The following is a 23,171-nucleotide window of genomic DNA, read 5'->3' as shown; positions in this document are numbered from 1 at the left end:
GAGACACGATGCACTGGCAAACGCACACCGTTTTTAATCAACCGACCCCGCTGAATAACAGCAATCTGTTCCTGTCTGATACCGCCCTGCGTGAAGCGGTGGTCCGTGAAGGCGCCGGCTGGGATGGCGATCTGCTCGCCAGCATTGGCCAGCAGCTGGGGACCGCAGAATCGCTGGAGCTGGGACGCCTGGCCAACAGCAACCCGCCGGAGCTGCTGCGCTATGACGCCACCGGCGCCCGACTGGACGACGTTCGCTTCCACCCCGCCTGGCACCTGCTGATGCAGGGGCTGTGTGCGAACCGGGTGCATAATCTCGCCTGGCAGGAGGAGGCCCGTGAAGGCGCGTTTGTCGCGCGCGCCGCTCGCTTTCTGCTCCACGCCCAGGTAGAGGCCGGAACGCTGTGTCCGATTACCATGACCTTCGCCGCGACGCCTCTGCTGCAGCGCGCCCTGCCTGCGCCTTTTGGCGACTGGCTGTCGCCGCTGCTGAGCGACCGTTACGATCCCCACCTCGCGCCGGGCGGCCAGAAGCGCGGCCTGCTGATTGGCATGGGGATGACCGAGAAGCAAGGGGGCTCCGATGTGCTGAGCAATACCACCCGCGCGGAGAAAACGGCGGAAGGGTTTTACCGGCTGGTGGGACACAAATGGTTCTTCTCGGTGCCGCAGAGCGATGCCCACCTGGTGCTGGCCCAGGCGCCTGCGGGCCTGTCGTGCTTCTTTGTGCCGCGCCTGCTGCCCGACGGACAGCGCAACGGCGTGCGGCTGGAGCGCTTAAAAGAAAAGCTCGGCAACCGCTCCAATGCCAGTAGCGAAGTGGAGTTTTATGACGCCTGCGGCTGGCTGGTGGGCGACGAGGGCGACGGCGTGCGGCAGATCCTCAGGATGGGCGGCCTGACCCGCTTTGACTGCGCGCTGGGTAGCCATGCCCTGATGCGCCGGGCCTTCTCGGTGGCGCTGTATCATGCGTTACAGCGCCAGGCGTTCGGTAAAAATCTGGTCGATCAACCGATGATGCGCCAGCTGCTGGGGCAAATGGCGCTCCGTCTTGAAGGACAAACCGCGTTCCTGTTTCGTCTGGCGCGGGCCTGGGACCGTCGGGATGATGCCCGGGAAAGCGCCTGGGCGCGTCTGTTTACGCCTGCGGCCAAGTTTGCCATCTGCAAGGCCGGCATCCCGTTCGTCGCTGAGGCGATGGAAGTCCTGGGAGGGATCGGCTATTGCGAGGAGAGTGAGCTGCCGCGGTTGTATCGCGAGATGCCGGTCAACAGCATCTGGGAAGGCTCCGGCAATATTATGTGCCTCGATGTGATGCGGGTGCTGAGCAAGCAGCCGGCGGCGATGGAGCTGCTGGCCGCGGAGTGTGCGGAGGTGAAAGGACAGAACCGCCATCTCGACCGCGCATGGCGTCAGCTGCAGCAATTGCTGAAACGACCCGCCGAAGAGCAGGGCAGAGAGATTGCCCGGCTGGTCTATCGTCTGGGGGCGGGGGCGCAGATGCTGCGTTTCGCTTCGCCGCCGCTGGCCGAAGCCTGGTGCCGGATGATGCTCGACACGCGCGGCGGCATACGTCTTGACGCGCCGACCCTCGACGACCTGCTGCTGCGGGCAATGGGGCGGGGGCGCCAGGCGCCTCAGGCGTAGAGAATGGCCTGCACGCGCCAGCTGTCCGGCTGTTGTTCCTCGTACATCTGAATAATGCGATACCAGGAGGCGCCTTGCTCGTCCGCTTTGCGGGCAATGGCGTGCTCCACATCCTGTTGGCTGCCGGAAAGATTAGCGACGGAGATCAGACCGATTTCATTCAGGCCGGTGACGCAATCCGCGCTGGCGAATTCGGCTGACTGCGCGGAGGTGTTGGCCGTCGCAGTGGTTAACAGCAGGCTGGATAGGGTAAAAGATCGTTTCATCGTCAGCTCCATTTCACGTAGTCCCAAGGGCAGTCCGTTGCTAACGTCCTGCCAGGTGGCTGGCCGAACGTTATTATGCACAGGAGAACGTGAATGGACGCAAAGCTGTGTAAAGCAGATTTAAAGACGCCGTCTCGTCATCGACGATAGAGGATCGCCTGCGAATACCACTGGCCGGGTACCATGGTGTCATCGATCATGATGATGACGTAGTAATCGGCTTTGGCCGCTTCTGCTTTGGCCTTCAGCGCCGCTTCGACATCCATCGGCGAACCGTACATCAGTACGCTCACCGTGGCCATTTTCTGCAGGCCAGCCGTCTGGTTGCGCTGGATCTCCTGCGGATGGTCGGTGGCGGGCGGCGGGGCTTCCGGCGTTCCCTGCAGAGCGCTACACCCGCTGAGGACGATAGCCAGTAACCACGGACAAAACCTGCGCATAACCATATCTCGTTTCCTGATAGTGATAGTGTAGTGGTAGCCTTAACAGGATTTCCGGGGAATGTTCCCGAACTGTTATCTCTGACGCGATTTTCGAATGAAAATGTTGTGAAAGCGTAACCGGGTTCTCAACATTATGAATCGTAGCAAACGGGGTTGCCTGGTGAATGCATTTTCCCATGCCGCCTAACCACAATAGAGAAGGGAGACGATAAATGATTGCACTCGAAATGCGCAACCTCGGCGGTGGCGAAATTTTGCATGCCTGCCCGCAGGAGAGTCTGGATAAGCCACTGCCCTGTATCGTCTTTTATCATGGCTTTACCTCGTCAAAACTGGTTTACAGCTACTTTGCAGTGGCGCTGGCCCAGGCGGGTTTCCGGGTGATTATGCCGGACGCGCCGGAGCATGGCGCGCGCTATCACGGTGATGAGACCGGGCGGATGCAGCGCTTCTGGCCGATCCTGCAGCAGAATTTCAGAGAGTTTCCCGCGCTGCGCGAGGCGATTATCGCCGAAGGCTGGCTGGAAGGAGAGCGACTGGCGGTGGCGGGGGCGTCGATGGGGGGAATGACGGCCCTGGGTATCATGACGCATCATCCCGAGCTGAACAGCGTCGCCTGCCTGATGGGGTCGGGTTATTTTCGTTCGCTGTCGCAAACCCTGTTTCCCTCGCCTGGCTTTGATGGCGACAGCCTCAGCGAGTGGGATGTCAGTCATCAGCTGGCGTCGCTCGCCCGGCGGCCGCTGCTGCTCTGGCATGGCGATGCCGACGACGTGGTGCCGCCGGCAGAGACCTTCCGGCTTGAGCAGGCGCTCAGGCAGAGCGATCTTGCCGCCAGGCTGACCTGCGTCTGGCAGAAAGGCGTCCGCCATCGCATCACCCCGGAGGCGCTGGCCACGACGGTCGCCTTTTTCCAGCAGCATCTTTAAACGCGGATCACGCTGACGCCCCTCCTCTGATACCGCTACCCATCTGGCGCTCTATCGCCGTTATCCCGGCCTTGGCGGGGTAGTGCATACCCATTCGACGCACGCTACCGCCTGGGCGCAGGCGGGGCTGGCGATCCCGGCGCTCGGCACCACCCATGCGGACTACTTTTTCGGTGATATCCCTTGCACCCGGGCGCTTAGCGCGCAGGAGGTGGATGAGGGCTACGAGCTGAACACCGGGAAGGTGATTATCGAAACGCTGGGCGAGGCAAACCCGTTGCATACGCCGGGGATCGTCGTCTATCAGCATGGGCCGTTCTCCTGGGGGAAAGACGCCCACGAGGCGGTGCACAATGCGGTGGTGATGGAAGAGGTGGCGCGCATGGCGTGGATTGCCCGCGGCATTAATCCGCGGCTGCAGCCGATTGACAGCTGGCTGATGGAAAAACATTTTCTGCGTAAACACGGGCCGAACGCCTACTACGGGCAGAAGTAAACGACGCGCTCCGGGGCTTTCACCGTCACGGTGAAGCAACTGGTCTGGCCCCGGAGCCGTTTTTAGCCCTGACGATAAGCCGACGGCATAGCGCGCATGCCGATGAGCGTGACCACGCAAATTATCGCGCCAGCGTAAAACGTCGAAGCGGCGCCGAAGGTTTCCCACAGCACGCCTGCGCCGGTACTGGCCAGCAACAGCGCCAGGCCGCTCATCAGGTTGAACATACCGAACGCCGTGCCGCGTAGCGCCGGCGGCGCCGTATGGGCGACCATCGCCGCCAGCAGCCCCTGGGTCATCCCCATATGAATTCCCCACAGCGCGACCCCGACCAGCAGCGTGCTCCAGTGGGCGCTGAGAGCCAGCACGATATCGGCGAGGATCAGCACCAGCAGTCCCCACTGCAGCAGTTTGCTGTGGCTCATGCTGTCAGAGAGCTTGCCGAACGGGTAGGCCGTAACGCTGTAGACCAGGTTCATCGCCACCATGACCAGCGGAATGGTAAACAGCGGGATCTCCATCTGCTGGGCGCGCAGCACCAGAAAGGCTTCGCTGAAGCGGGCGAGGGTGAAGATGCTGCCGATGGCGACCACCCACCAGTAGGCGGCGGAGAGCTTTTGCAGATTTTCGCGCTTCAGCGGATTACTGCGTTGATGGTCGATGGCGGATTTTGGCTCCTGCAGGCCAAAACCCAGCAGGAGAATAGAGAGCACGGCGGGAATAACCGCCACCCAGAATATAGCGTGAAAATCGTTGGCCCAGATAAACATCAGCAGCACCGCCAGCAGCGGGCCGAGAAAGGCGCCAACGGTATCCAGCGCCTGACGTAGCCCGTAGGCGGCGCCGCGGATCTCCGGTGGGGTGACGTCGGCGACCAGCGCGTCGCGCGGCGCGCCGCGAATGCCTTTGCCTACGCGGTCGATCATGCGGGCGCTAAACACCACGCCGGCGGTCGGGGCGATGGCAAACAGCGGCTTGCTGAGCGCGCCCAGGCCGTAGCCCAGCAGCGCCAGCCCTTTGCGCTTACCGACGTAGTCGCTGATCGCGCCGGAGAAGATTTTCAGGATCAGGGCGGTGGCTTCCGCCAGCCCCTCGATAAGACCGATGATAATCACGCTGGCGCCGAGGGTGGTGGCCATAAACAGCGGTAAGAGACTGTGGATCATCTCGGACGACACATCCATCAGCAGGCTGACGCCGCCGAGCACCCAAACGCCTTTGGGGATGCGGCCTAAGGTGGCGAAACGCGGAACCATCCATTACTCCTGATTATCAAAAAATAGACTGATGATTAAATCAGGTTGCGATGACGCTGATAAGTTGATTTATAAAATTATTCTCAATTGCGTTTAGCCGCTGGCCTTGCTTCGCCCCTCGTGAGGAGAGGCGAAGAATGGGCCCGACATTAGCGGTAAATCACCGCGCTGGCGCGAAGCGGGCCGTTGGTTTCTGGTTCGTGCATCAGGATGGGCTGAAAATATTTCGCCCCCTGCGCATCGCTCAACTGGCTAAGGGCCTGTTCGGCCTCGTGCTCAGTGGCCATATTGTGATTGATATAGATAACGCCGAGGCTCTGCACATCGTCCATGTTGCGAGCCTGTCGTTCGGTGATTTGGATAGCTGCCAACGCGTTGGCGCTGAAGAAAAGCGCAGCCATCATGGCGATGATTTTCAGTTTCATATACTACGCTCCTGACTGACAGTCCTGACGCTGACTCGGGGCTCTCCTGTGGTCATTGGGGTTCTGATTTAAGTGTAATCGCTGATTGAACGGCGTATCGCGACCTTTTCTGATGCAGTTGTTCAAAAAAATGCCGCTTCCTTTGCTGGTTAATTTTAAATCACCCACTTAGCGCCACTTGGCGCTTAGTGCGAATTATTTGTGCAAATGCGCTTGTGTTCCTGGGGGGGCGCCATTAGAATGACGCGTCAATTTTTCAGCCGCCCTTTAACACGTTCCTTGCCTCCATGGGCCGCGGCTGACCCAGACAGGAGGCTGAATAATCCGTAAGGAGCAATTCGATGCGTCATTACGAAATCGTTTTTATGGTCCATCCTGACCAGAGCGAACAGGTTCCGGGCATGATCGAACGTTACACTGGTGCAATCACTGCAGCAGCAGGTACGATCCACCGTCTGGAAGACTGGGGCCGCCGTCAGCTGGCTTATCCGATCAACAAACTGCACAAAGCTCACTACGTTCTGCTGAACGTTGAAGCGCCGCAGGAAGCGATCGATGAGCTGGAAACTAACTTCCGCTTCAACGACGCCGTTATCCGCAGCATGGTAATGCGTACTAAGCACGCTGTTACCGAAGCATCTCCGATGGTTAAAGCGAAAGACGAGCGCCGTGAGCGTCGCGAAGATTTCGCCAACGAAACCGCAGATGATTCTGAAGCTGGGGATTCTGAAGAGTAATCCTGATGACCAACCGTCTGGAGCTGTCCGGCATTATTTGCAGGACTCCACTTCGTAAGGTCAGCCCGTCAGGAATTCCTCACTGCCAGTTCGTGCTTGAGCATCGTTCAGTGCAGGAGGAAGCCGGTTTTCACCGGCAGGCATGGTGTCAGATGCCCGTTATTATTAGCGGTCACGAGAACCAGGCCATTACTCACAGTATAACGGTCGGTAGCGCAGTAACCGTTCGAGGGTTCATCTCTTGCCATAAGGCAAAGAACGGCTTGAGCAAAATGGTTCTGCATGCCGAGCAGATTGAATTGATAGATTCTGGAGACTAGCCATATGGCACGTTATTTCCGTCGTCGCAAGTTCTGCCGTTTCACCGCGGAAGGCGTTCAAGAGATCGACTATAAAGATATCGCTACGCTGAAAAACTACATCACCGAAAGCGGTAAGATTGTCCCGAGCCGTATCACCGGTACCCGTGCAAAATACCAGCGTCAGCTGGCTCGCGCTATCAAACGCGCTCGCTACCTGTCCCTGCTGCCGTACACTGATCGTCATCAGTAATCGGTCACGGTCCATTAATACGACTTTGAGAGGATAAGGTAATGCAAGTTATTCTGCTTGATAAAGTAGCAAACCTGGGTAGCCTGGGTGATCAGGTTAACGTTAAAGCGGGCTATGCTCGTAACTTCCTGGTCCCGCAGGGTAAAGCTGTTCCTGCTACCAAGAAAAACGTTGAATTCTTCGAAGCACGTCGCGCTGAACTGGAAGCCAAACTGGCTGACGTTCTGGCAGCTGCTGAAGCTCGTGCTGCGCAGATCAACGCCCTGGAATCCGTAACCATCGCGTCTAAAGCTGGCGACGAAGGTAAACTGTTCGGTTCCATCGGTACTCGCGACATCGCTGACGCTGTCACTGCAGCAGGCGTTAAAGTTGCTAAGAGCGAAGTTCGCCTGCCGAACGGCGTTCTGCGTAACGTTGGCGAGCACGAAGTGGACTTCCAGGTTCACAGCGAAGTTTTCGCTAAAGTTATCATCAACGTGGTTGCTGAGTAATCGGCCTCTGACGTTCTGGTAACAACAAATCGCCGGCCTTGTGCCGGCGTTTTGCTTTTTAGCGCCTTTCATTTTGCGGCGGCGTAACGCTCGCTGTCGTCTTCGCTGCTAGCGCGCGCGCACAAAGCTGCCGTTCGACTGGCGGGTAAACAGCACCTGCTGTCCGTTGCCGGTATCAATAGTGAGCCCGGTGACCACGCCGTTGGCGTTCTGCCGAATCTGCACCGTCTGTCCGCTCTGCAACGTGCTTAATGGTTTACCTGCGCCTTCAACCTGCGCCATGGCGTAAACGTCGGTGGCCGGCAGCCCATGATCGCGGAACAGCTGGGCCAGGGTTTTGCCTGACTCGATGCGATAGGTCCGCCATTGCTGTTCAATACCCGGCGCGGACTGCTGCGATGAGGATTGATAGGGCTGGGAGGCGGCGGGCTGCTGCGTCTGCGCCTGATCCGGCTGCTCATCCTGAATCGGCTCCGGGGCGACCGGCGCCATCTGGTCGGCATCGCTCACGGTAGGCGTATTGGTGATCGGCGGCAGCGGAACGGCCTGATTGCCGCCAGCTTGCGGTTGGGACTGCGACTGCAGATTCAGGTTTGCTTCACGGCTGGTGGACGCCGGGTTTTGGCTATCGTCTGAGGGAAGCAGAATGCCGATAATCACCAACAGGAAGCCAGCGATAATTCCCCGGCGGTGCATCGGGGGCAGTGGGTCCAGGAGGCGAAAATGATCCGGGGCGTGCCAGATTTTCGCCAGGGTAGATGTCAGTTCAAAGCGCCCGGGCATGGCTTTCCTCCTGCTCCGCATATTTTTATCCTGCCTATGAGTATAGATGGCTAACGTCCTGATGACCGGAACAAAGTGAAGTTAACCTGATGCCGCCTATTGTTTCTTTTTCGCTGAGATTTGTCATCATCCGCCGACAAAGTTTTACCCATTTCGCTATGGCTGTTATGCTTCCGGACGCTTTTCTCTTGATGTTTATCACCCAAAAAAGGAACAAAGATGGCAACCCCAACTTTTGACACTATCGAAGCGCAGGCAAGTTACGGTATCGGCTTGCAGGTTGGACAACAGCTGAGCGAATCCGGCCTGCAGGGGCTGCTGCCGGAAGCGTTGGTGGCGGGTATCGCCGATGCGCTGGAAGGTAACCAGCCGCAGGTGCCGGTAGAAGCCGTCCACCGTGCGCTGCGTGAAATCCACGAGCGCGCCGACGCCGTGCGTCGCGAGCGTTTCCAGGCGATGGCCGCTGACGGCCAGAAATACCTTGATGAAAACCGCGAGAAAGAGGGTGTGAACAGCACCGAGTCCGGTCTGCAGTTCCGCGTGCTGACCCAGGGCGAAGGCCCGATCCCGGCCCGTACCGACCGCGTACGCGTGCACTACACCGGTAAACTGATCGACGGCACCGTCTTCGACAGCTCCGTCGCCCGCGGCGAACCGGCAGAGTTCCCGGTGACCGGCGTAATCGGCGGCTGGATTGAAGCGCTGACCCTGATGCCGGTAGGTTCCAAATGGGAACTGACCATCCCGCACAACCTGGCCTACGGCGAGCGCGGCGCTGGCGCGTCGATTCCTCCGTTCAGCACTCTGATCTTCGAAGTTGAACTGCTGGATATTATCTAAACAGCAGAGGCTTCCTCTTCCCCGGCGGCGGGGGAAGCCACAAAAATAGCGTAAAATCCTTAAGTTAAAAATTAATTGGAATTATGTTTTGCATTCATCGCGTATGGGTGTATTTTTGTGAGCTATTTCGCGTTAGATGAGTGATATAACACTCACTTTAAACATAAAATTAACATTATATCTAAATCATAGTATTCATCCCTCCGATTCTTACCTAATATCGACTAGCCCTTGCTGGGGTTAATGACAGACGACAGGCCATCAGAGCCTGAACAACACAGACAGGTACAACAGGAAGAAATCACATGGTAGATCAGGTTAAAGTCGCTGCTGTCGAGCAGGAGCCGACTGAACAGTCGCTACGGCGAAATCTCACAAACCGACATATTCAGCTGATTGCAATTGGCGGGGCGATCGGCACTGGATTATTTATGGGTTCTGGCAAAACCATCAGCCTTGCCGGGCCATCCATTATTTTTGTTTATATGATTATCGGTTTTATGCTGTTTTTCGTTATGCGAGCCATGGGCGAATTACTGCTGTCGAACCTCGAATATAAATCCTTCAGCGACTTTGCGGCCGATCTGCTGGGCCCCTGGGCGGGCTACTTTACCGGCTGGACCTATTGGTTCTGCTGGGTGGTGACGGGGATGGCGGACGTGGTGGCGATCACCGCCTACGCGCAGTTCTGGTTTCCCGGACTCTCCGACTGGGTCGCGTCGCTGGCGGTGATCCTGCTGCTGCTGGGCCTGAACCTTGCCACCGTCAAAATGTTTGGCGAAATGGAGTTCTGGTTCGCGATGATCAAAATCGTCGCCATCGTGGCGCTGATCGTGGTCGGCCTGGTGATGGTCATGATGCATTTTAAATCGCCGACCGGCATCGAAGCCTCTTTCGCGCATCTGTGGAATGACGGCGGCTGGTTCCCGAAAGGGCTGAGCGGCTTCTTCGCCGGCTTCCAGATTGCGGTATTCGCCTTCGTGGGGATTGAGCTGGTCGGTACCACCGCGGCCGAAACCAAAGACCCGGAAAAATCCCTGCCGCGGGCGATTAACTCCATCCCGCTGCGTATCATTATGTTCTACGTCTTCGCGCTGATTGTGATTATGTCGGTGACGCCATGGAGCTCCGTGGTGCCGAGCAAGAGCCCGTTCGTTGAGCTGTTCGTGCTGGTCGGTCTGCCGGCGGCGGCGAGCCTGATTAACTTCGTGGTGCTGACTTCCGCAGCCTCCTCAGCCAACAGCGGCGTCTTCTCCACCAGCCGTATGCTGTTCGGTCTGGCGCAGGATGGTCAGGCGCCGAAGATGTTCGCCAAGCTGTCGAAGCGTGCGGTGCCGGCGAAGGGCTTAACCTTCTCCTGCATGTGCCTGCTGGGCGGTGTGGTGATGCTGATGGTCAACCCGAGCGTGATCGCCGCGTTCACCATGATCACCACGGTGTCGGCGATCCTGTTCATGTTCGTCTGGACCATCATCCTTTGCTCTTATCTGGTCTACCGTAAAAAGCGTCCGCAGCTGCACGAGAAGTCCAAATATAAGATGCCGCTGGGCAAATTAATGTGCTGGGTGTGCATGGCCTTCTTCGTCTTCGTACTGGTGCTGTTGACCCTCGAAGATGACACCCGTGAAGCGCTGATGGTCACCCCGCTGTGGTTCGTTCTGCTGGGTGCGGGCTGGCTGTTTGCCGGCAAAAAACGTCTGGCGAAATAAAAGAGCATTTTAACGTTGCTTGCAACGGACCGTCATAAAAAAGGCCACCCGGAGTGGCCAAATAAGACGGACAATGTCGAGGGCGCCTGCGGGCGCCTTTTTCGTTATTCTCCTGCGAGGGCACGCGGGAACAGCACGTTATTTTCCAGGCTGATGTGCTCCATCAGATCGTCAATCATCTCGTTGATACCGTTATACATCGCTTTCCAGGTGGTGCACGCTTCCGGCGGCGGCGTCACGTTATGGGTGATATGTTTGATCACCTCCAGCAGTTCACCCGCTTCGTCATGCTCGCTTTCCATCACGCTGATGGGGCCCCCGGCCTGGGCGCCCATCCCCTGTTTGATCATCGGGAACAGGATCTGCTCCTCTTTCATCATGTGGCTGGAGAGCTCCTGCTGCAGCATGGTCAGGTACTTCGTCAGCCCTTTCGGCACGTTCGGTTTATCGGCATGGACCCGTTCCACCTTGGTGGCCTGCAGGATCAGCTCCGGCAGCTGTTCGCGGTGCCGATCATGATAGCGAACGATGATATGGTCGATAATCTCCGCGAGAGGCGCCGCGCGCCAGTCGTGGGTGACGGGCTGCTCGGCCAGTTTCGCCAGCTCGGCTTCGATCACCGCGACATCCAGCGCTTTACGCGATGCGGCGCGCGCCAGCGTCTGTTTGCCGCCGCAGCAGTAGTCCATATCGTATTGACGGAACAGGGCGGAGGCGCGGGGGATGGTCAGCGCCAGCTCGCCTAAAGGTTGGTCACGGAAAGCCATAGCAGTTACCTCGTCATCAGGAATATAAGATGTATTTTAAATGCATCTTTATGGCGAGGGAATACCCCTTAAGAGGGCCCAGCTACTTTTTTTCGTGCGTCAGCGGTTGCAACGTCGGTTTGTCCGGCCTGGCGCGTACGGCGGAGACCACGCCGAGCACCAGCAGCAGGATACCGCTCAGGGTCAGCAGCGGTGGTAAACTTTGCCGCAACAGAAAGGTATACAGTAGCCCGGCCAGGGTTTCGAAAACGATAAGCGGCCCGAGGATCACCGTCGGCAACCGTTGACTGGCAATATTCCAGCACAGCGCGCCGACCCATGAGCAGAGCACCGCGATAGCCAGCATCAGCGTAATGAACACCGCCGGGCGCGGGCCGAAGGGCAGGGGGAACCCGGCCTGCTGACCGTGCAGCCAGGCGCAGGCGGCGAGATAACCGGCCAGCGAAACCGGAAGCGTCACCAGCGCCTGAGCGGTAGCCCACATCATCGGCGGTTGATGCGGATTCTCCCGCAGCCAGCGGGCGTTGCGCAGCGCATACCAGGCCCAGCAGACCACCGACCCCAGCGCCAGCGCAATGCCGGAGCCGTAGCGCCACGGACTAAAATCAGGCAACCCCTGGCGCAGTTCCGCGACGTTAACGCAGATCAGGCCGACGGCGATGCAGACCAGCGCCGGAAACAGGCGCCGCCACGGCAGCTTTCCGTCGCGCTGGCTGTAGAGCAGATTGGCGAAGACCGGCAATACCACCGGCAGCGTGCCGATAATCATGGTGGAGACCGGCGCCCCGGTGCGCTGAATGGCGCTGGCCAGACAGACGTAATAGATAAGATTTCCCATCATCGTCAGACCCAGCGCGGTCCACCAGTCGTTCCGGCTCAGCTGGCGCAAACGCGCGCGCCCGAGCCATGCCAGCGGCAGGGCGATCAGACCCAGCGCCAGATAGCGTCCCATCGACTGGAGCATCGCCGGATACTCGGGCACCAGCAAAGGCCCGACAAAGATTAATCCCCACATCAGCCCCGCCAGCAGAGCGTACAACACACCACTAATCATCATTGCATCCATTGTCATCACGGTTGTCTGCAGTGTAGAAGGAGGGCGGGCGGGAATATTGTATGAGATTGCGCATCAGCGCCTGGCGACCTGCTTCTGATAGCGTACCGGCGTAATGCCGTAACGCTGGGTGAAGGCGCGGGTCAGGTGAGACTGGTCGGTAAGGCCGACGGCTATCGCCACTTCGGCGGCGGGCATGCCGTGGGTGAGAAACGCCTTGGCGCGCCACAGGCGGATGGCCATCAACATCTGATGGGGCGTCACATGATAGTGGGCTTTAAACTGGCGCTGAAAGTGGTACGGGCTAAGCGCCGCCACCTGAGCCAGCTCGTCGAGGGTGATGGGGCGCATATAGTTATCGCGCAGGTAGTCGCGCACGCGGTCGAAGCGATGTCCTGTCTCGCCCTGCGCCGAGGCATGGTGGGCCAGAGGGCGGAAGGTGTCGATGAGGTCGAGCAGCATTCCCTGCTGGGCCAGCGCATCGTCGCTGTGCCACAGGCCATATATTAGCTGGCCAATCCGCCGGGACCGCAGGGGATCCTCGCGGACCACCTCGCTGAACCACCAGTCGCGCACCCCGGTGATGGCTTCCAGACGGTCCGGCTCCAGATAAATCATCCGGTAGCGCCAGCCGTCGGCGGTTTCCGCTTCGCCGGTGTGCAGCTCGTCGGGATTCATGGTGACAATAGCGTTGGCGGCGGCGATATGCTGGCTGCCACGGTAGCGAAAGCGCTCGGCGCCTTGCTCAATCACGCCGATGCCGAAGGCTTCGTGAGTATGGGGTTCAAAGGCGTAGCGGGAGATATGGGCGTGGTAAAGCTCCACCCCGGGAAGCTGTTCGAGATGGCGAAAGCGCGCACGATCTTTTTCATCACTAAATTGGGGTGGTACGCCCTGCATGCCTGCCTCCCGACGGTTGATCTCTTCAATATGAGAGAGGAACCGCCGGGACGCAACCGCAAAAGCTGAGAGGGGCGGTTACAGCATGCCTTTCACGCTTTCGGCAAGGGAAGTGGTCGGACGGCCGATCAATGTACTCAGGGTGTGGCTGTCGTCAAACAGCCCGCCTTTCGAGGCGCCGACGTCGGAGTCCGCCAGCATATCCGCCAGACCCGCCGGCAGGCCGACGCTTTTCAGCGCGGCGGCGAAGTCGGCTTCGCTGAGGTTCTGATAGACCACGTTTTTCCCGCTGTGCGTGCTCAGCTCGGCAGCCAGGTCGCTCAGCGTCCAGGCGTTATCGCCCGCCAGTTCGTAAATTTTCCCTGCATGGCCTTCACCGGCGATAACGCGGGCGGCCGCGGCGGCATAATCCGCGCGGGTAGCGGAGGCAATTTTACCTTCGCCGGCGGCGCCGATAAACACGCCGTGCTCCAGCGCCGGCGGCGCGCTGGCCAGATAGTTTTCGGTATACCAGCCATTGCGCAGCAGGGCGTAAGCGATGCCAGAGTCGGCCAGCATCTGCTCGGTTTCAATATGCTCTGCGGCCAGGCCCAGCGGCGAAGTGTCGGCGTGCAGCAGGCTGGTATAGGCGATGAATGTCACCCCAGCGGCTTTGGCGGCGTTGATGACGTTACGGTGCTGTACGGCACGCTGGCCGACTTCGCTGGAGGAGATTAACAGCAGTTTATTCACACCCTGCAGCGCGGCGGTCAATGCCGCTTCGTCGCTATAGTCGGCCTGGCGGACGACGACGCCCTGCTGGCTGAGCGCCTGGGCTTTGGCCGGGTTGCGGACAATCGCCACAATCTGGCTGGCAGGAACGGTTTTAAGCAGGTCTTGCAGAACGTAGTGGCCAAGCTGGCCGGTGGCACCGGTAAGGGCGATCATGGGGCTTCTCCTTCGTGTTTATTGGCAGTTGTGGTAAGCTAACACCTTAACTAACTTTTAGTAAGTACGTACAAAAAGGTAAGTATGAAAATGGCCGAACCGACGCTGAGCGATAAACTGCGCAACGGCAATCTGTTTGCGGAACAGTGCCCGTCGCGCGATGTGCTTAAACATGTCACCAGCCGCTGGGGCGTGTTGATTCTGGTGGCGCTGCGCGAGGGGACCCATCGCTTCAGCGATCTGCGGCGCAAAATGGGCGGGGTCAGCGAAAAGATGCTGGCGCAGTCGCTGCAGGCCCTGGAGCAGGATGGTTTTATCGACCGCGTCTCTTATCCGGTGGTGCCGCCGCACGTTGAATATAGCCTGACGCCGCTCGGTCTGCAGGTGAGCGATAAGGTGGCCGCCCTGGCGGACTGGATCGAGGTTAATCTGCCCGCGGTGCTGGCGAGCCACGGGGAGTGAAAATGTATCACTCCCTGTAGCCCCGCCACCGGGGAGATGTACCCGGATAGCGGCTGGCGCCTTATCCGGGCTACCCGTCAGCTCCGGTTTGTAGCCCCGGTAAGCGCAGCGCCACCGGGGAACAGGCATTACTGACTCAAATCCAGCTGATAAATGGCGAAGCCGATATCATCGGCGGCCACCTGGCGCATCGGATACTGGGCTTTCTCTTTGATAAACGCCGCGGCTTTGTCGCCAGGCGAGGTCTCAAAACGAATATCCAGCGGCGTCTTACTGTGGATCGGCGCCAGGCGCCAGTTGTTATCCGCCGCCGGATGGATCGCGCCATCCTTCTTCGATTGCGCCCCAATCCACGCCGCCAGCACCGAACGGTTTTCATCCGGTGAGGCAAAGGCGATATGGCTTTCGCCGGTGCCGGCGAATTTACCGCCGTAAGCGCGATAGTTATTGGTGGCGACCAGGAAAGTGGCCTGCGGATCGACCGGTTTGCCATTGAAGGTCAGGCCCTTGATGCGCTCTGCCTGCGGATGGATCATCTGGCACTCGCCGTCGTAGCGGGCCGGCTGGCTGACGTCGATCTGGTAGTTCACCCCGTCAATCACGTCGAAGTTATAGGTGCGGAAGCCGTCCCAGTTGATCAGCGACTGCGGCTTGCTGCTGGCTGGGTCTATCTGGTTAAACTGCCCGGCCGAGCACTCCAGCCACTCCTTGACCTCCTTCCCGCTGACCTTCATCACCACCAGGGTGTTGGGGTAGAGATAGAGGTCGGCGGCGTTGCGGAAGGTGAGCTGGCCTTTTTCCACTTCCACGAAGCTCGCCGGATCGTTTTTACGCCCGCCGACTTTAAACGGCGCGGCGGCGGAGAGCACCGGCAGTTTCGCCAGGTCCGGGTCGCCCTGAATGTAGTGTTCGACGTAGGCTTTTTGCGCCATGTTGACCACCTGCACCGTCGGGTCGTCCTGCACCAGCGCCAGATAGCTGTACATGTTGTCGGCGGACTTGCCGATCGGCTGACTGACGAACTCGCGAGTGGCGTCGTGATCGGCTTTCAGCACCGCCACCAGCTTGCCGTCTTCCGCCGCCAGCGATTTCTTCGCCACCGCGTCGTAGATTGGCCGTGCTTCCGCTTTACTCTGAGTCACCTGCCATTTTCCGCTGTCGTTGTTCAGCACCAGATCGACCACCCCGAGGTGATCGCCCCACATTCCCGGCATTACCGCCGGCACGCCGTTCAGCGTCCCTCTGGCGATATCCGCGCCTTTAATGTTGGCGAAGTCTTTGCCGGGGAACACCGCGTGGGCGTGGCCGAACATGATGGCGTCAACGCCGGGCACCTGGCTTAAGTAGTAGACCGAGTTCTCGGCCATCGCCTGATACGGGTCGGCAGAGAGGCCGGAGTGCGCGACCACTACGACCACGTCAGCGCCTTTCGCCCGCATCTCCGGGATATATTTGCGCGCGGTTTCGGTAATGTCGTTGACCGTCACTTTGCCGCTAAGATTGGCTTTATCCCAGGTCATGATCTGCGGCGGCACAAAGCCGATATAGCCGATGCGCAGGGTGTGGGATTGACCGTCGCTGTCCTGAACCGGGGTATCCTGAATCAGGTAGGGGGTGAACAGCGGTTTGCCGGTTTTGGCATCGATGATATTGGCGTTCACGTAGGGGAATTTCGCCCCGGCCAGCGCTTTGTGCAGGAAGTCGAGGCCGTAGTTGAATTCATGGTTGCCCAGGTTGCCGACGGCATAATTCAGGGTGTTCATCGCCTTATACACCGGATGAACATCGCCCTCTTTTAGCCCCTTAGCGGCCATGTAGTCGCCCAGCGGGCTCCCCTGGATCACATCCCCGTTATCTACCAGTACGCTGTTTTTCGCTTCTGCCCGCGCCTGTTCGATCAGGGTGGCGGTACGCACCAGGCCGAATTTCTCCGTGGCGGCATCTTTGTAATAGTCAAAGTCCATCATATTGCTGTGCAGATCGGTGGTTTCCATGATCCGCAGGTCGACCGTTGCGGCGCTGACGCTGGCGGCGATCAGCGTGGCCAGGAGCGTTGCGCTAAACTTAATCATCAGAGGCGTCCTTTTTTTATGAGCGATAGCACAGAAGAAAATGTATTTATATTCTGTTGCTTACAGAAATGTGAATCTTGCCAGAAAAGTGGGCAGCGAAACCGCCATCGTTATCACAGATAGCGGAACTTGCGGTGATGCGATATAAATAAAACAACGAGTTAACGCCACTGTAACCAGACGAGGTGGAGAATGTTAGAACAAGTATGTCAGCTTGCACGGAACGCGGGCGATGCCATCATGGAAGTTTACGATGGAAACCAACCGATCAACGTCGCCAGCAAGAAAGATGATTCTCCGGTCACGGCGGCGGATATCGCGGCGCATAAAGTCATTGTCAGCGGCCTGCAGGCGCTGGATGCCACCATTCCTGTTTTGTCGGAAGAGGACCCGCCGGCCTGGGAAGTGCGTCAGCACTGGCGGCGCTACTGGCTGGTCGACCCGCTGGACGGCACCAAAGAATTTATTAAGCGTAACGGCGAGTTCACCGTCAATATCGCGCTGATTGAAAACGGCAAGCCGACGCTGGGCGTGGTCTACGCGCCGGTGATGAAGGTGATGTACAGCGCGGAAAAAGGCAAAGCCTGGAAAGAAGAGTGCGGCGTGCGCAAGCAGATCCAGGTCCGCGATGCCCGTCCGCCGCTGGTGGTGATCAGCCGCTCCCATGGCAACGATCCGGAGCTGCAGGAGTACCTTGAGCAGCTGGGCGAGCACCAGACCACCTCTATCGGCTCCTCGCTGAAGTTCTGCCTGGTGGCGGAAGGTCAGGCCCAGCTCTATCCGCGCTTCGGGCCGACCAGCACCTGGGACACCGCCGCCGGCCATGCGGTCGCGGTCGCCGCCGGGGCGCATGTTCACGACTGGCAGGGGAAAACCCTCGACTACACGCCGCGTGAATCCTTCCTCAACCCCGGCTTCCGGGTCTCTATTTATTAAGCAGCTTACGCAGCAGGTCGATCACCTGCTGCACCTCCTGCTGGGTGAGCGCGCCGTCTTTGGCCCACTGTACGCGCCCGCTCTTATCCAGCACCACAATCGCGGAGCTCTTCTCGTCCAGCTGCCAGGCTTTCCGCACCAGCCCGTTGCTGTCGACGATAAATTGCGACCACGGGAAGAGCTGTTTATTACTCTCGATACTGTTGCGCACGAACATGCCGGTGCCCGGGATGGCATCGTCGGTATTGACAATGGTGGTGGTCTGATAGCGATCGTGTGGGAAGCTCGCCGCTTTAATCGCCTCGATCAGGTTGGCATTTTTCTCTTTTGCTGACGAGCGTCCAGCGATGTGCTGGATGACTCGCACTTTTCCCACCAGCTGCGAGCTATTCCAGTTTTTATAGCTAAACTTATCATTATCCAGAATAAGTTCGCCCCGATCCGCGACGCCGACCGGCGCCACGCGCTGGCCGTCGACAAAGTTATGCGCTGAGGCCAGCAGCGGGAAGAGGAGTAACGAGGCGGCCAGTATGCTACGTAGGGTCATGCGGAATCCTTAATCATTTTTGTGCAGGTGATCCGACCACTTGGTCTCGTTTAATGATAAGTGCGATTGGCGACGATTACCCGCAATGAGGATGCCAGTTTGCGTGTTGACGCACAAATTAGTCGAAAAACGGCGACTTATACTTACTTCATCGTATGTCCGAAACGAAAATTCTGAATTATTGTCATCAAACGGTAAATAAACTTATACACACTGGGTCCCTCTGAGATTCTGGACTATAGTTTTAGGGCATTAAAATTTGCGCTCCCGATACGTGGGCTAACTGTGGCACCACAGGAGCGTAACCCTGGCAGGAGAGAAGAATGAAAATTTTCCAACGCTACAATCCGCTGCAAGTGGCGAAGTACGTGAAGATCCTGTTTCGTGGACGGTTGTACATCAAGGACGTTGGCGCATTTGAATTTGATAAGGGCAAAATCCTTATCCCGAAGGTAAAGGACAAGCTGCATCTGTCAGTGATGTCCGAAGTCAATCGTCAGGTGTTGCGTCTGCAAACTGAGATGGCATAACCTGACACGTAGCAGTACGTAGTAGGTAAAAGACGGCTCCCGATGGGGGCCGTTGATGTTTTCAGCCCTTCATCTCCGCATAGCGTTTGCGATACTCCCCCGGTGGAATGCCGTTATGTTTACGGAACAAGCGGGTGAAATAGACCGGATCGCTGTAACCCACCGATAAGGCAATCTTGTTAAGCGGGAGTGTGGTGCTCTGAATGAGCCACCTGGCGCGGTTGATGCGCTGAGCTTCCCGCCAGGCGTAAACCGTCTGCCCCAGCTCATTTTTGAAAAGGTGCGCCAGACGTGAAGGAGAGATAAATACCATCGCCGCCAGGGTCTCGATTTTTACCTCTTGCGCGATATGGGCGTTAAGGTAGTCGCAGACGGCGTTAATTCGCGGATCGTGGGCGTGGCGGTTGCTGATGGGCTGTTGCTGAAAACAGCGGAGGATCAACCTTTCCAGGGCGTTCATCGCCAGCGCTTCCGACAGCGGCGCGGAGGCCGAGTGGTGGCGTATCACTTCATGGAACAGATCGCGCAGGTGCTGGAGCTGGTCGGGGTCAGCAACGGTCGTTTTGCCGATGCCGTGCGTGGTTTGGTCCCATTTTAGCCAGTCTATCCAGTAGGGGCGGGGAATAAAGTAGATCCAGAGATGGTCCCAATACTCGCTGTGTTCGTCTCTGCCGTAATGATGAGGCACGCCGGGGGGAAACAGCAGCAGATCGTTTTCCCGACACAGAAGAAAGCCATCGCCCGCTTTCGCCCGCGCCTGGCCACGCAGGGTCAGATTGATGATGTAACCTTTCATCCCCTGCGGACGATTAATGTAGTAGTCCAGTTTGGAGCCGCGGGTTATCGGCGTGAAGCCCGCGACAACCCAGGCATTGAAGGTAAAGGTTTTCATCAATGGCGAGAAATTGAGTAGCTCATTGATATCAAGTTCCATTCTCTCTCCCACCTGAGCGTCGCAGCGTCATTACCTTTCGATGATAGTAAATTCCCATGCCCTGAGGCGCAACGGCTGGCCGCAGCGCACTGTTTCCCCGCTCAGCAGGTCGTTCCCCGCCGTTTCGCTACCGAAATCGAGCGTCTCGCCAGAGTAATTGAACAGGAAGTGGATGGTTTTCCCGGCGCGATTACGCATCTTTTTGACCACTAATGGGTAGCGATAGGCGGAAGTGCGCGAGCGCAATGCGAGATCGGCAGTGAGTACATCAAACAGCTGGCTAATCAATCGCTTCTGCGGCAGGAAGCCAACGTACATCGCTCGTCCCCGGCCATAATCCGCTTCGGTGGCGGCCGCGTACTCGCCCCATGCCGGATGCTGATAGCGCAGCAGAGTGCGGGTCCCGGCATCGGGCGTCAGCAGCTCCATCCACAGCTCCGCCTGATTGTCGTTGCGGCAATCAATATCCGCGCAGCATGAGCTTACCGTTGTCCCTTCCGGCAGGGTGAACTGGCTGTAGCTGACGCCGCAGCTCTGCCGCAGGATCCCAGGCTGCGCGCTGCGGCGCACTTTGACGTTTTCATCGCTAAAGCCCGATTTAAAGCCGATAAGCGCTCTGCCGCCCTCGGCGATATAGTGGTTGATACGCGCCAGCAGGCCATCATCGGCAGCGTACAGGCCGGGAACGATCAGCACCCGGTAGCGAGACGTCTCCTCGTTGACGTCGTGGATGATATCGAGGCTGATATTGTGGTCATACAGCGCATCGTGGAAGCGGCGGAAAATATCGTTATAAATATTGCCCTCGGCGTCGCCGGGGCGGAACTGGTTAAGGGCGTCCATTGCCTCATTGCTTATCAGCAGCGCAACGTCGTTTTCGGCCTTCAGCTCCGCCAGCTGCGGCGACAGGCGGGCAAAGTCAGCCCCGATAGTGGTGGCCTCCTGCCAGGTCGGATTACGCGAGAAGTCGTGGCTGAGCAGCCCCTTCCAGTAGGTTTCGAAGGCGTTATGAATTGAATGCCAATGCCAGTAGGAGACCATGGCGGCGCCGGAGGCGATATGGCTGAACGCCTGCAGGCGCAGCTGGCCCGGGAAGGGAGTCCACTGGGCGAAACCCTGCGCCTGCGTTTCCAGCACGAAGTAGTTCTGGCCCGGCTTAAGCGAGCGGGTGATGGCGCCGCCGAAGGCGATTTCCCGCCCGGTCAGGTGCGCCTGGCTCGGGTGATAGATATCAACACCGGCGATATCCAGTGCCTGCGCTGCCGCAAAATGGTCGACCCGGGGCTGCACGCCGTAAGAGTAACCGCGCCATTCAAAATCGAAGTTGTGGGTGACGAACTGGTGCGGCTGGGCGTACTCGCGCACGATCTCCGCCTGCCAGGCCAGATACTCGGTGACCTGCTGGCGCTGATAACGGAAAAAGGCGCAGGCGAGGCTGGCGTTGATGGTATTTTCCACCGGCGGAAAATCCTGCCAGCGGTCAATGCGGTTGCTCCAGTAATCCAGACCGAAATCGTGATTTAGCTGCCGGAGGTCAGGATATTTCTCCTGCAGGCTGCGCACAAAGCCCTCCTGCATATAGCGGCCGATATTGTCGTAATGCTTGGTTTCGTTATCCAGTTGCCAGCCGATAATTGCCGGATGGTGCTGCACATGCGCCATCAGCGTGCGGATAATTTTTTCGGCATAGCGGCGAAAGGTCGGGTTGACGATATCCATGATCTGCCGTGGGCCATACTTTTGCTGCCCTGTGACGGTGGTGACCAGAATATCGGGATGTTTCGCCGCCAGCCAGGCCGGGACCGCGTAGGTCGGCGTCCCGACGATGACCGCGATGCCGGCCTCATGCATCGCCGCCAGCACCCGGTCGATATGGTAGAAATTGTACTGGCCCTCTTCGGGCTCCAGCGTACTCCATGTGGACTCGGCGATACGCACCACGTTAATGCCGGTTTCGCGCATTAAGGCAATATCCTTGGCCAGCCGATCTTCCGGCATATATTCATCGTAATACGCCACGCCATAAAATAACTGAGACATGCAGACTACCTCCTGACATTAATTCGCGGGCACAGGTTGTGAAGAGAACACGCGCGCTTTATCCAGCGTGATAAACGAAATGAGCGTGAAGCACAGGGCGATACTTCCCAGCACGATATAGCTGCTGGTAAAGCCCATTCTCTGGTACATATGGCCGATGCCGGTGGAGAGGAAAATAGAGCTAAAGCTTTTTGAAAACTGAAAGCCAATTAAGTAAACCGTCGCTGAAAGCAGGGGGTTAAAGTTAGCGGTAATATATTTAAGCGCCGCGACGAGTAACACCGAGCTTTCAAATCCATGGAGAAGTTTAATCAGGCTGATGGATATCGGGCCAATAGCCCACGCGGAACCGATAATGCGCAAGCTCATAATCAGCCCGCAGTATAACAGCGCATTTTTGGGGCCGATTTTATTCACAAACCACGGCGCAAAGAACATGACGACGGCATCAAGGAAAATCTGTCCTGTCGTTAAATAACCGAAGACTTCTGCGCCCCGGGCTTTACTCTCAAAAAAATGGCTGTAGTAGATAGCGAACTGCTGGTCATAGGTTTCATAGACCGCGCCCACGCCAATCACATAGAGCGCGAAGAACCAGAATTTTTTAATTTTCAGCAGCGAGGCGGCATCGCGGAGGGTGACCGGAGACGTTTTGCCAGACAGTAGCCCCTGCTGCTGATGGGTGCTGATCTGCATTTTCCAGACAATCACCAGCAGGCAGACACCTGCCGCGCTGGCCAGCCAGAAAATCATGTTCTGATCGATGCCGTAGAGCTTTCCTGCCGCAAAGGTGCCGATCGCGGCGCCGATGCCGCCGAACATCCTCGCCCGACCAAATTCGAAGCCGGAGGCGCGGCTGACCTTATCGATGTAGGCTTCGCAAATCCCGCAGCCTGCGCCGTAGGCCATGCCAATATAGAGGCCGCCAGCCAGTGCGCCGAGGAACACATTTATTTTTAACAGAGGCGCGAAGACATAGATCCAGTATGGGGCGAATAAGGTGATAATGATCGCCAGCATCCACATCAAATTCTTACGATACACCAGCTTATCCGATATAAAACCGAATAATGGCTGAACGCAGACGGCCACAATGGCGGTGAAAGAATAAACCAGACCGACGTCCGTGTAGTTAATACCGATGGTTTCCGTTAACCACAGTGATAAATAGGGGTAGCAGCATCCCCAGCCTATAAAGAAAAACAGGAAAAACAGACAGCTGATAAAGTAATTTTTATTCGACGTTATCATGGTAACCCTCGCTTCCTTTATTCAGGAATATGATCGTGTAGACGCGAGCAACGTTACCTTTTTGCGCACGGGGGAGTCATGAACGTTTCGCTATGGAGCAGTAATAATCTGCTATCGGCAGAGGGGCGTGAGCCGCTTCACATTCGGGCAATAAAAAGGGCGGATGATCATCCGCCCT

General features: G+C 57.9%; 25 protein-coding genes and 1 pseudogene. 12 read left to right on the top strand and 14 right to left on the bottom strand.

What is annotated here, in order from left to right:
• Window positions 1-8 precede the first annotated feature (8 nt).
• Window positions 9-1,646 (top strand): isovaleryl-CoA dehydrogenase, encoded by a 1,638-nt coding sequence (locus K5R89_RS17545; protein WP_050533661.1) that lies wholly within the window; start codon window positions 9-11, stop codon window positions 1,644-1,646.
• Here the strand turns inward: K5R89_RS17545 and yjfN are convergent.
• Both yjfN and bsmA read right to left on the bottom strand, forming a co-directional pair.
• Window positions 1,637-1,912, bottom strand: coding sequence for a DUF1471 family protease activator YjfN (gene yjfN / locus K5R89_RS17540; protein WP_004206450.1), 276 nt, complete (start codon window positions 1,910-1,912; stop codon window positions 1,637-1,639). The two genes, K5R89_RS17545 and yjfN, sit on opposite strands and share 10 nt — an antisense overlap.
• Before the next feature lie 137 nt (window positions 1,913-2,049).
• Window positions 2,050-2,358, bottom strand: a complete 309-nt coding sequence (gene bsmA / locus K5R89_RS17535; RefSeq protein WP_023291718.1) for a biofilm peroxide resistance protein BsmA — start codon at window positions 2,356-2,358, stop codon at window positions 2,050-2,052.
• Window positions 2,359-2,567: 209 nt separating this feature from the next.
• Between bsmA and yjfP the strand changes: the two genes are divergently transcribed.
• Both yjfP and K5R89_RS17525 read left to right on the top strand, forming a co-directional pair.
• Entirely contained in the window at window positions 2,568-3,284 is a 717-nt protein-coding gene (gene yjfP, locus K5R89_RS17530) for an esterase (protein ID WP_023291719.1), read from the top strand.
• A 16-nt stretch (window positions 3,285-3,300) separates the two neighbouring features.
• A pseudogene (locus K5R89_RS17525) lies at window positions 3,301-3,780 on the top strand (L-ribulose-5-phosphate 4-epimerase); the annotation flags it as partial.
• A gap of 62 nt (window positions 3,781-3,842) precedes the next feature.
• Here the strand turns inward: K5R89_RS17525 and K5R89_RS17520 are convergent.
• Both K5R89_RS17520 and K5R89_RS17515 read right to left on the bottom strand, forming a co-directional pair.
• Window positions 3,843-5,036 (bottom strand): MFS transporter, encoded by a 1,194-nt coding sequence (locus tag K5R89_RS17520; RefSeq protein WP_023291728.1) that lies wholly within the window; start codon window positions 5,034-5,036, stop codon window positions 3,843-3,845.
• 149 nt (window positions 5,037-5,185) lie between these two features.
• Window positions 5,186-5,461, bottom strand: a complete 276-nt coding sequence (locus tag K5R89_RS17515; RefSeq protein WP_004206463.1) for a DUF1471 domain-containing protein — start codon at window positions 5,459-5,461, stop codon at window positions 5,186-5,188.
• 341 nt (window positions 5,462-5,802) lie between these two features.
• Here K5R89_RS17515 and rpsF point away from each other — a divergent pair, with 341 nt between their 5' ends.
• Genes rpsF through rplI form a run of 4 tightly spaced genes read left to right on the top strand, consistent with a single transcriptional unit; the run spans window position 5,803 to window position 7,241 of the window.
• Window positions 5,803-6,198 (top strand): 30S ribosomal protein S6, encoded by a 396-nt coding sequence (gene rpsF, locus K5R89_RS17510; RefSeq protein ID WP_008807174.1) that lies wholly within the window; start codon window positions 5,803-5,805, stop codon window positions 6,196-6,198.
• Window positions 6,199-6,203: 5 nt separating this feature from the next.
• The gene (priB, locus tag K5R89_RS17505; protein WP_002885722.1) at window positions 6,204-6,518 is read left to right on the top strand and encodes a primosomal replication protein N; all 315 of its coding nucleotides are present in this window, start codon (window positions 6,204-6,206) and stop codon (window positions 6,516-6,518) included.
• A gap of 4 nt (window positions 6,519-6,522) precedes the next feature.
• Window positions 6,523-6,750, top strand: a complete 228-nt coding sequence (gene rpsR / locus K5R89_RS17500) for a 30S ribosomal protein S18 (protein ID WP_000135199.1) — start codon at window positions 6,523-6,525, stop codon at window positions 6,748-6,750.
• Window positions 6,751-6,791: 41 nt separating this feature from the next.
• The gene (gene rplI / locus K5R89_RS17495; RefSeq protein ID WP_004206464.1) at window positions 6,792-7,241 is read left to right on the top strand and encodes a 50S ribosomal protein L9; all 450 of its coding nucleotides are present in this window, start codon (window positions 6,792-6,794) and stop codon (window positions 7,239-7,241) included.
• A 108-nt stretch (window positions 7,242-7,349) separates the two neighbouring features.
• Here the strand turns inward: rplI and K5R89_RS17490 are convergent, their stop codons facing one another.
• Complete coding sequence (locus tag K5R89_RS17490) at window positions 7,350-8,024, bottom strand: LysM-like peptidoglycan-binding domain-containing protein (protein ID WP_023291729.1); 675 nt, start codon at window positions 8,022-8,024, stop codon at window positions 7,350-7,352.
• A gap of 219 nt (window positions 8,025-8,243) precedes the next feature.
• On the opposite strand from K5R89_RS17490, the gene fklB reads away from it, so the two are divergent.
• Together fklB and cycA are read left to right on the top strand one after the other, a co-directional pair.
• Entirely contained in the window at window positions 8,244-8,864 is a 621-nt protein-coding gene (gene fklB, locus K5R89_RS17485; RefSeq protein ID WP_002886687.1) for an FKBP-type peptidyl-prolyl cis-trans isomerase, read from the top strand.
• Window positions 8,865-9,169: 305 nt separating this feature from the next.
• Window positions 9,170-10,573 (top strand): D-serine/D-alanine/glycine transporter, encoded by a 1,404-nt coding sequence (cycA, locus tag K5R89_RS17480; protein ID WP_217259418.1) that lies wholly within the window; start codon window positions 9,170-9,172, stop codon window positions 10,571-10,573.
• Between the two features lie 104 nt (window positions 10,574-10,677).
• On the opposite strand, the gene ytfE is transcribed toward cycA, so the two are convergent.
• The 4 genes from ytfE to K5R89_RS17460 all read right to left on the bottom strand — a co-directional run bounded on the left by ytfE (window position 10,678) and on the right by K5R89_RS17460 (window position 14,221).
• Entirely contained in the window at window positions 10,678-11,340 is a 663-nt protein-coding gene (ytfE, locus tag K5R89_RS17475; protein WP_032454637.1) for an iron-sulfur cluster repair protein YtfE, read from the bottom strand.
• Window positions 11,341-11,422: 82 nt separating this feature from the next.
• Window positions 11,423-12,394 carry a DMT family transporter gene (locus K5R89_RS17470; protein ID WP_044525189.1) on the bottom strand — a complete coding sequence of 324 codons (972 nt, stop codon included), beginning with the start codon at window positions 12,392-12,394 and terminating at the stop codon, window positions 11,423-11,425.
• A 75-nt stretch (window positions 12,395-12,469) separates the two neighbouring features.
• The gene (locus K5R89_RS17465) at window positions 12,470-13,294 is read right to left on the bottom strand and encodes an AraC family transcriptional regulator (protein WP_217259419.1); all 825 of its coding nucleotides are present in this window, start codon (window positions 13,292-13,294) and stop codon (window positions 12,470-12,472) included.
• A gap of 78 nt (window positions 13,295-13,372) precedes the next feature.
• On the bottom strand, window positions 13,373-14,221 hold the full coding sequence (locus K5R89_RS17460) for an SDR family oxidoreductase (RefSeq protein ID WP_049014182.1): 849 nt from the start codon (window positions 14,219-14,221) through the stop codon (window positions 13,373-13,375).
• A 90-nt stretch (window positions 14,222-14,311) separates the two neighbouring features.
• Here K5R89_RS17460 and K5R89_RS17455 point away from each other — a divergent pair, with 90 nt between their 5' ends.
• Complete coding sequence (locus K5R89_RS17455; protein WP_032429258.1) at window positions 14,312-14,683, top strand: helix-turn-helix domain-containing protein; 372 nt, start codon at window positions 14,312-14,314, stop codon at window positions 14,681-14,683.
• A 128-nt stretch (window positions 14,684-14,811) separates the two neighbouring features.
• On the opposite strand, the gene cpdB is transcribed toward K5R89_RS17455, so the two are convergent.
• Window positions 14,812-16,755 carry a 2',3'-cyclic-nucleotide 2'-phosphodiesterase gene (gene cpdB / locus K5R89_RS17450; RefSeq protein ID WP_105491309.1) on the bottom strand — a complete coding sequence of 648 codons (1,944 nt, stop codon included), beginning with the start codon at window positions 16,753-16,755 and terminating at the stop codon, window positions 14,812-14,814.
• A gap of 192 nt (window positions 16,756-16,947) precedes the next feature.
• On the opposite strand from cpdB, the gene cysQ reads away from it, so the two are divergent.
• Window positions 16,948-17,691, top strand: coding sequence for a 3'(2'),5'-bisphosphate nucleotidase CysQ (gene cysQ / locus K5R89_RS17445; protein WP_217259420.1), 744 nt, complete (start codon window positions 16,948-16,950; stop codon window positions 17,689-17,691).
• Here the strand turns inward: cysQ and K5R89_RS17440 are convergent.
• A complete protein-coding gene (locus K5R89_RS17440) occupies window positions 17,681-18,238 on the bottom strand; it encodes a YtfJ family protein (RefSeq protein ID WP_023291738.1) in 558 nt (185 codons plus the stop codon). The two genes, cysQ and K5R89_RS17440, sit on opposite strands and share 11 nt — an antisense overlap.
• A gap of 323 nt (window positions 18,239-18,561) precedes the next feature.
• Between K5R89_RS17440 and K5R89_RS17435 the strand changes: the two genes are divergently transcribed.
• A complete protein-coding gene (locus K5R89_RS17435) occupies window positions 18,562-18,768 on the top strand; it encodes a DUF1107 domain-containing protein (RefSeq protein ID WP_002886707.1) in 207 nt (68 codons plus the stop codon).
• Window positions 18,769-18,829: 61 nt separating this feature from the next.
• On the opposite strand, the gene araC is transcribed toward K5R89_RS17435, so the two are convergent.
• The 3 genes from araC to K5R89_RS17420 are packed head-to-tail and all read right to left on the bottom strand — an operon-like array spanning window position 18,830 to window position 22,993.
• On the bottom strand, window positions 18,830-19,702 hold the full coding sequence (gene araC, locus K5R89_RS17430) for an arabinose operon transcriptional regulator AraC (RefSeq protein WP_023291739.1): 873 nt from the start codon (window positions 19,700-19,702) through the stop codon (window positions 18,830-18,832).
• A gap of 30 nt (window positions 19,703-19,732) precedes the next feature.
• Complete coding sequence (locus K5R89_RS17425; RefSeq protein WP_217259421.1) at window positions 19,733-21,742, bottom strand: beta-galactosidase; 2,010 nt, start codon at window positions 21,740-21,742, stop codon at window positions 19,733-19,735.
• A gap of 18 nt (window positions 21,743-21,760) precedes the next feature.
• Window positions 21,761-22,993: an oligosaccharide MFS transporter gene (locus K5R89_RS17420; protein WP_032454642.1), complete on the bottom strand. Its 1,233-nt coding sequence runs from the start codon at window positions 22,991-22,993 to the stop codon at window positions 21,761-21,763.
• Window positions 22,994-23,171 lie beyond the last annotated feature (178 nt).

The organism is Klebsiella sp. TF21-TM (assembly GCF_019753495.1).
Lineage (GTDB): Bacteria > Pseudomonadota > Gammaproteobacteria > Enterobacterales > Enterobacteriaceae > Klebsiella > Klebsiella quasipneumoniae.
The sequence above is the reverse complement of the archived record's forward strand: the minus strand, read 5'-3'. Positions and strand labels throughout refer to the sequence as shown.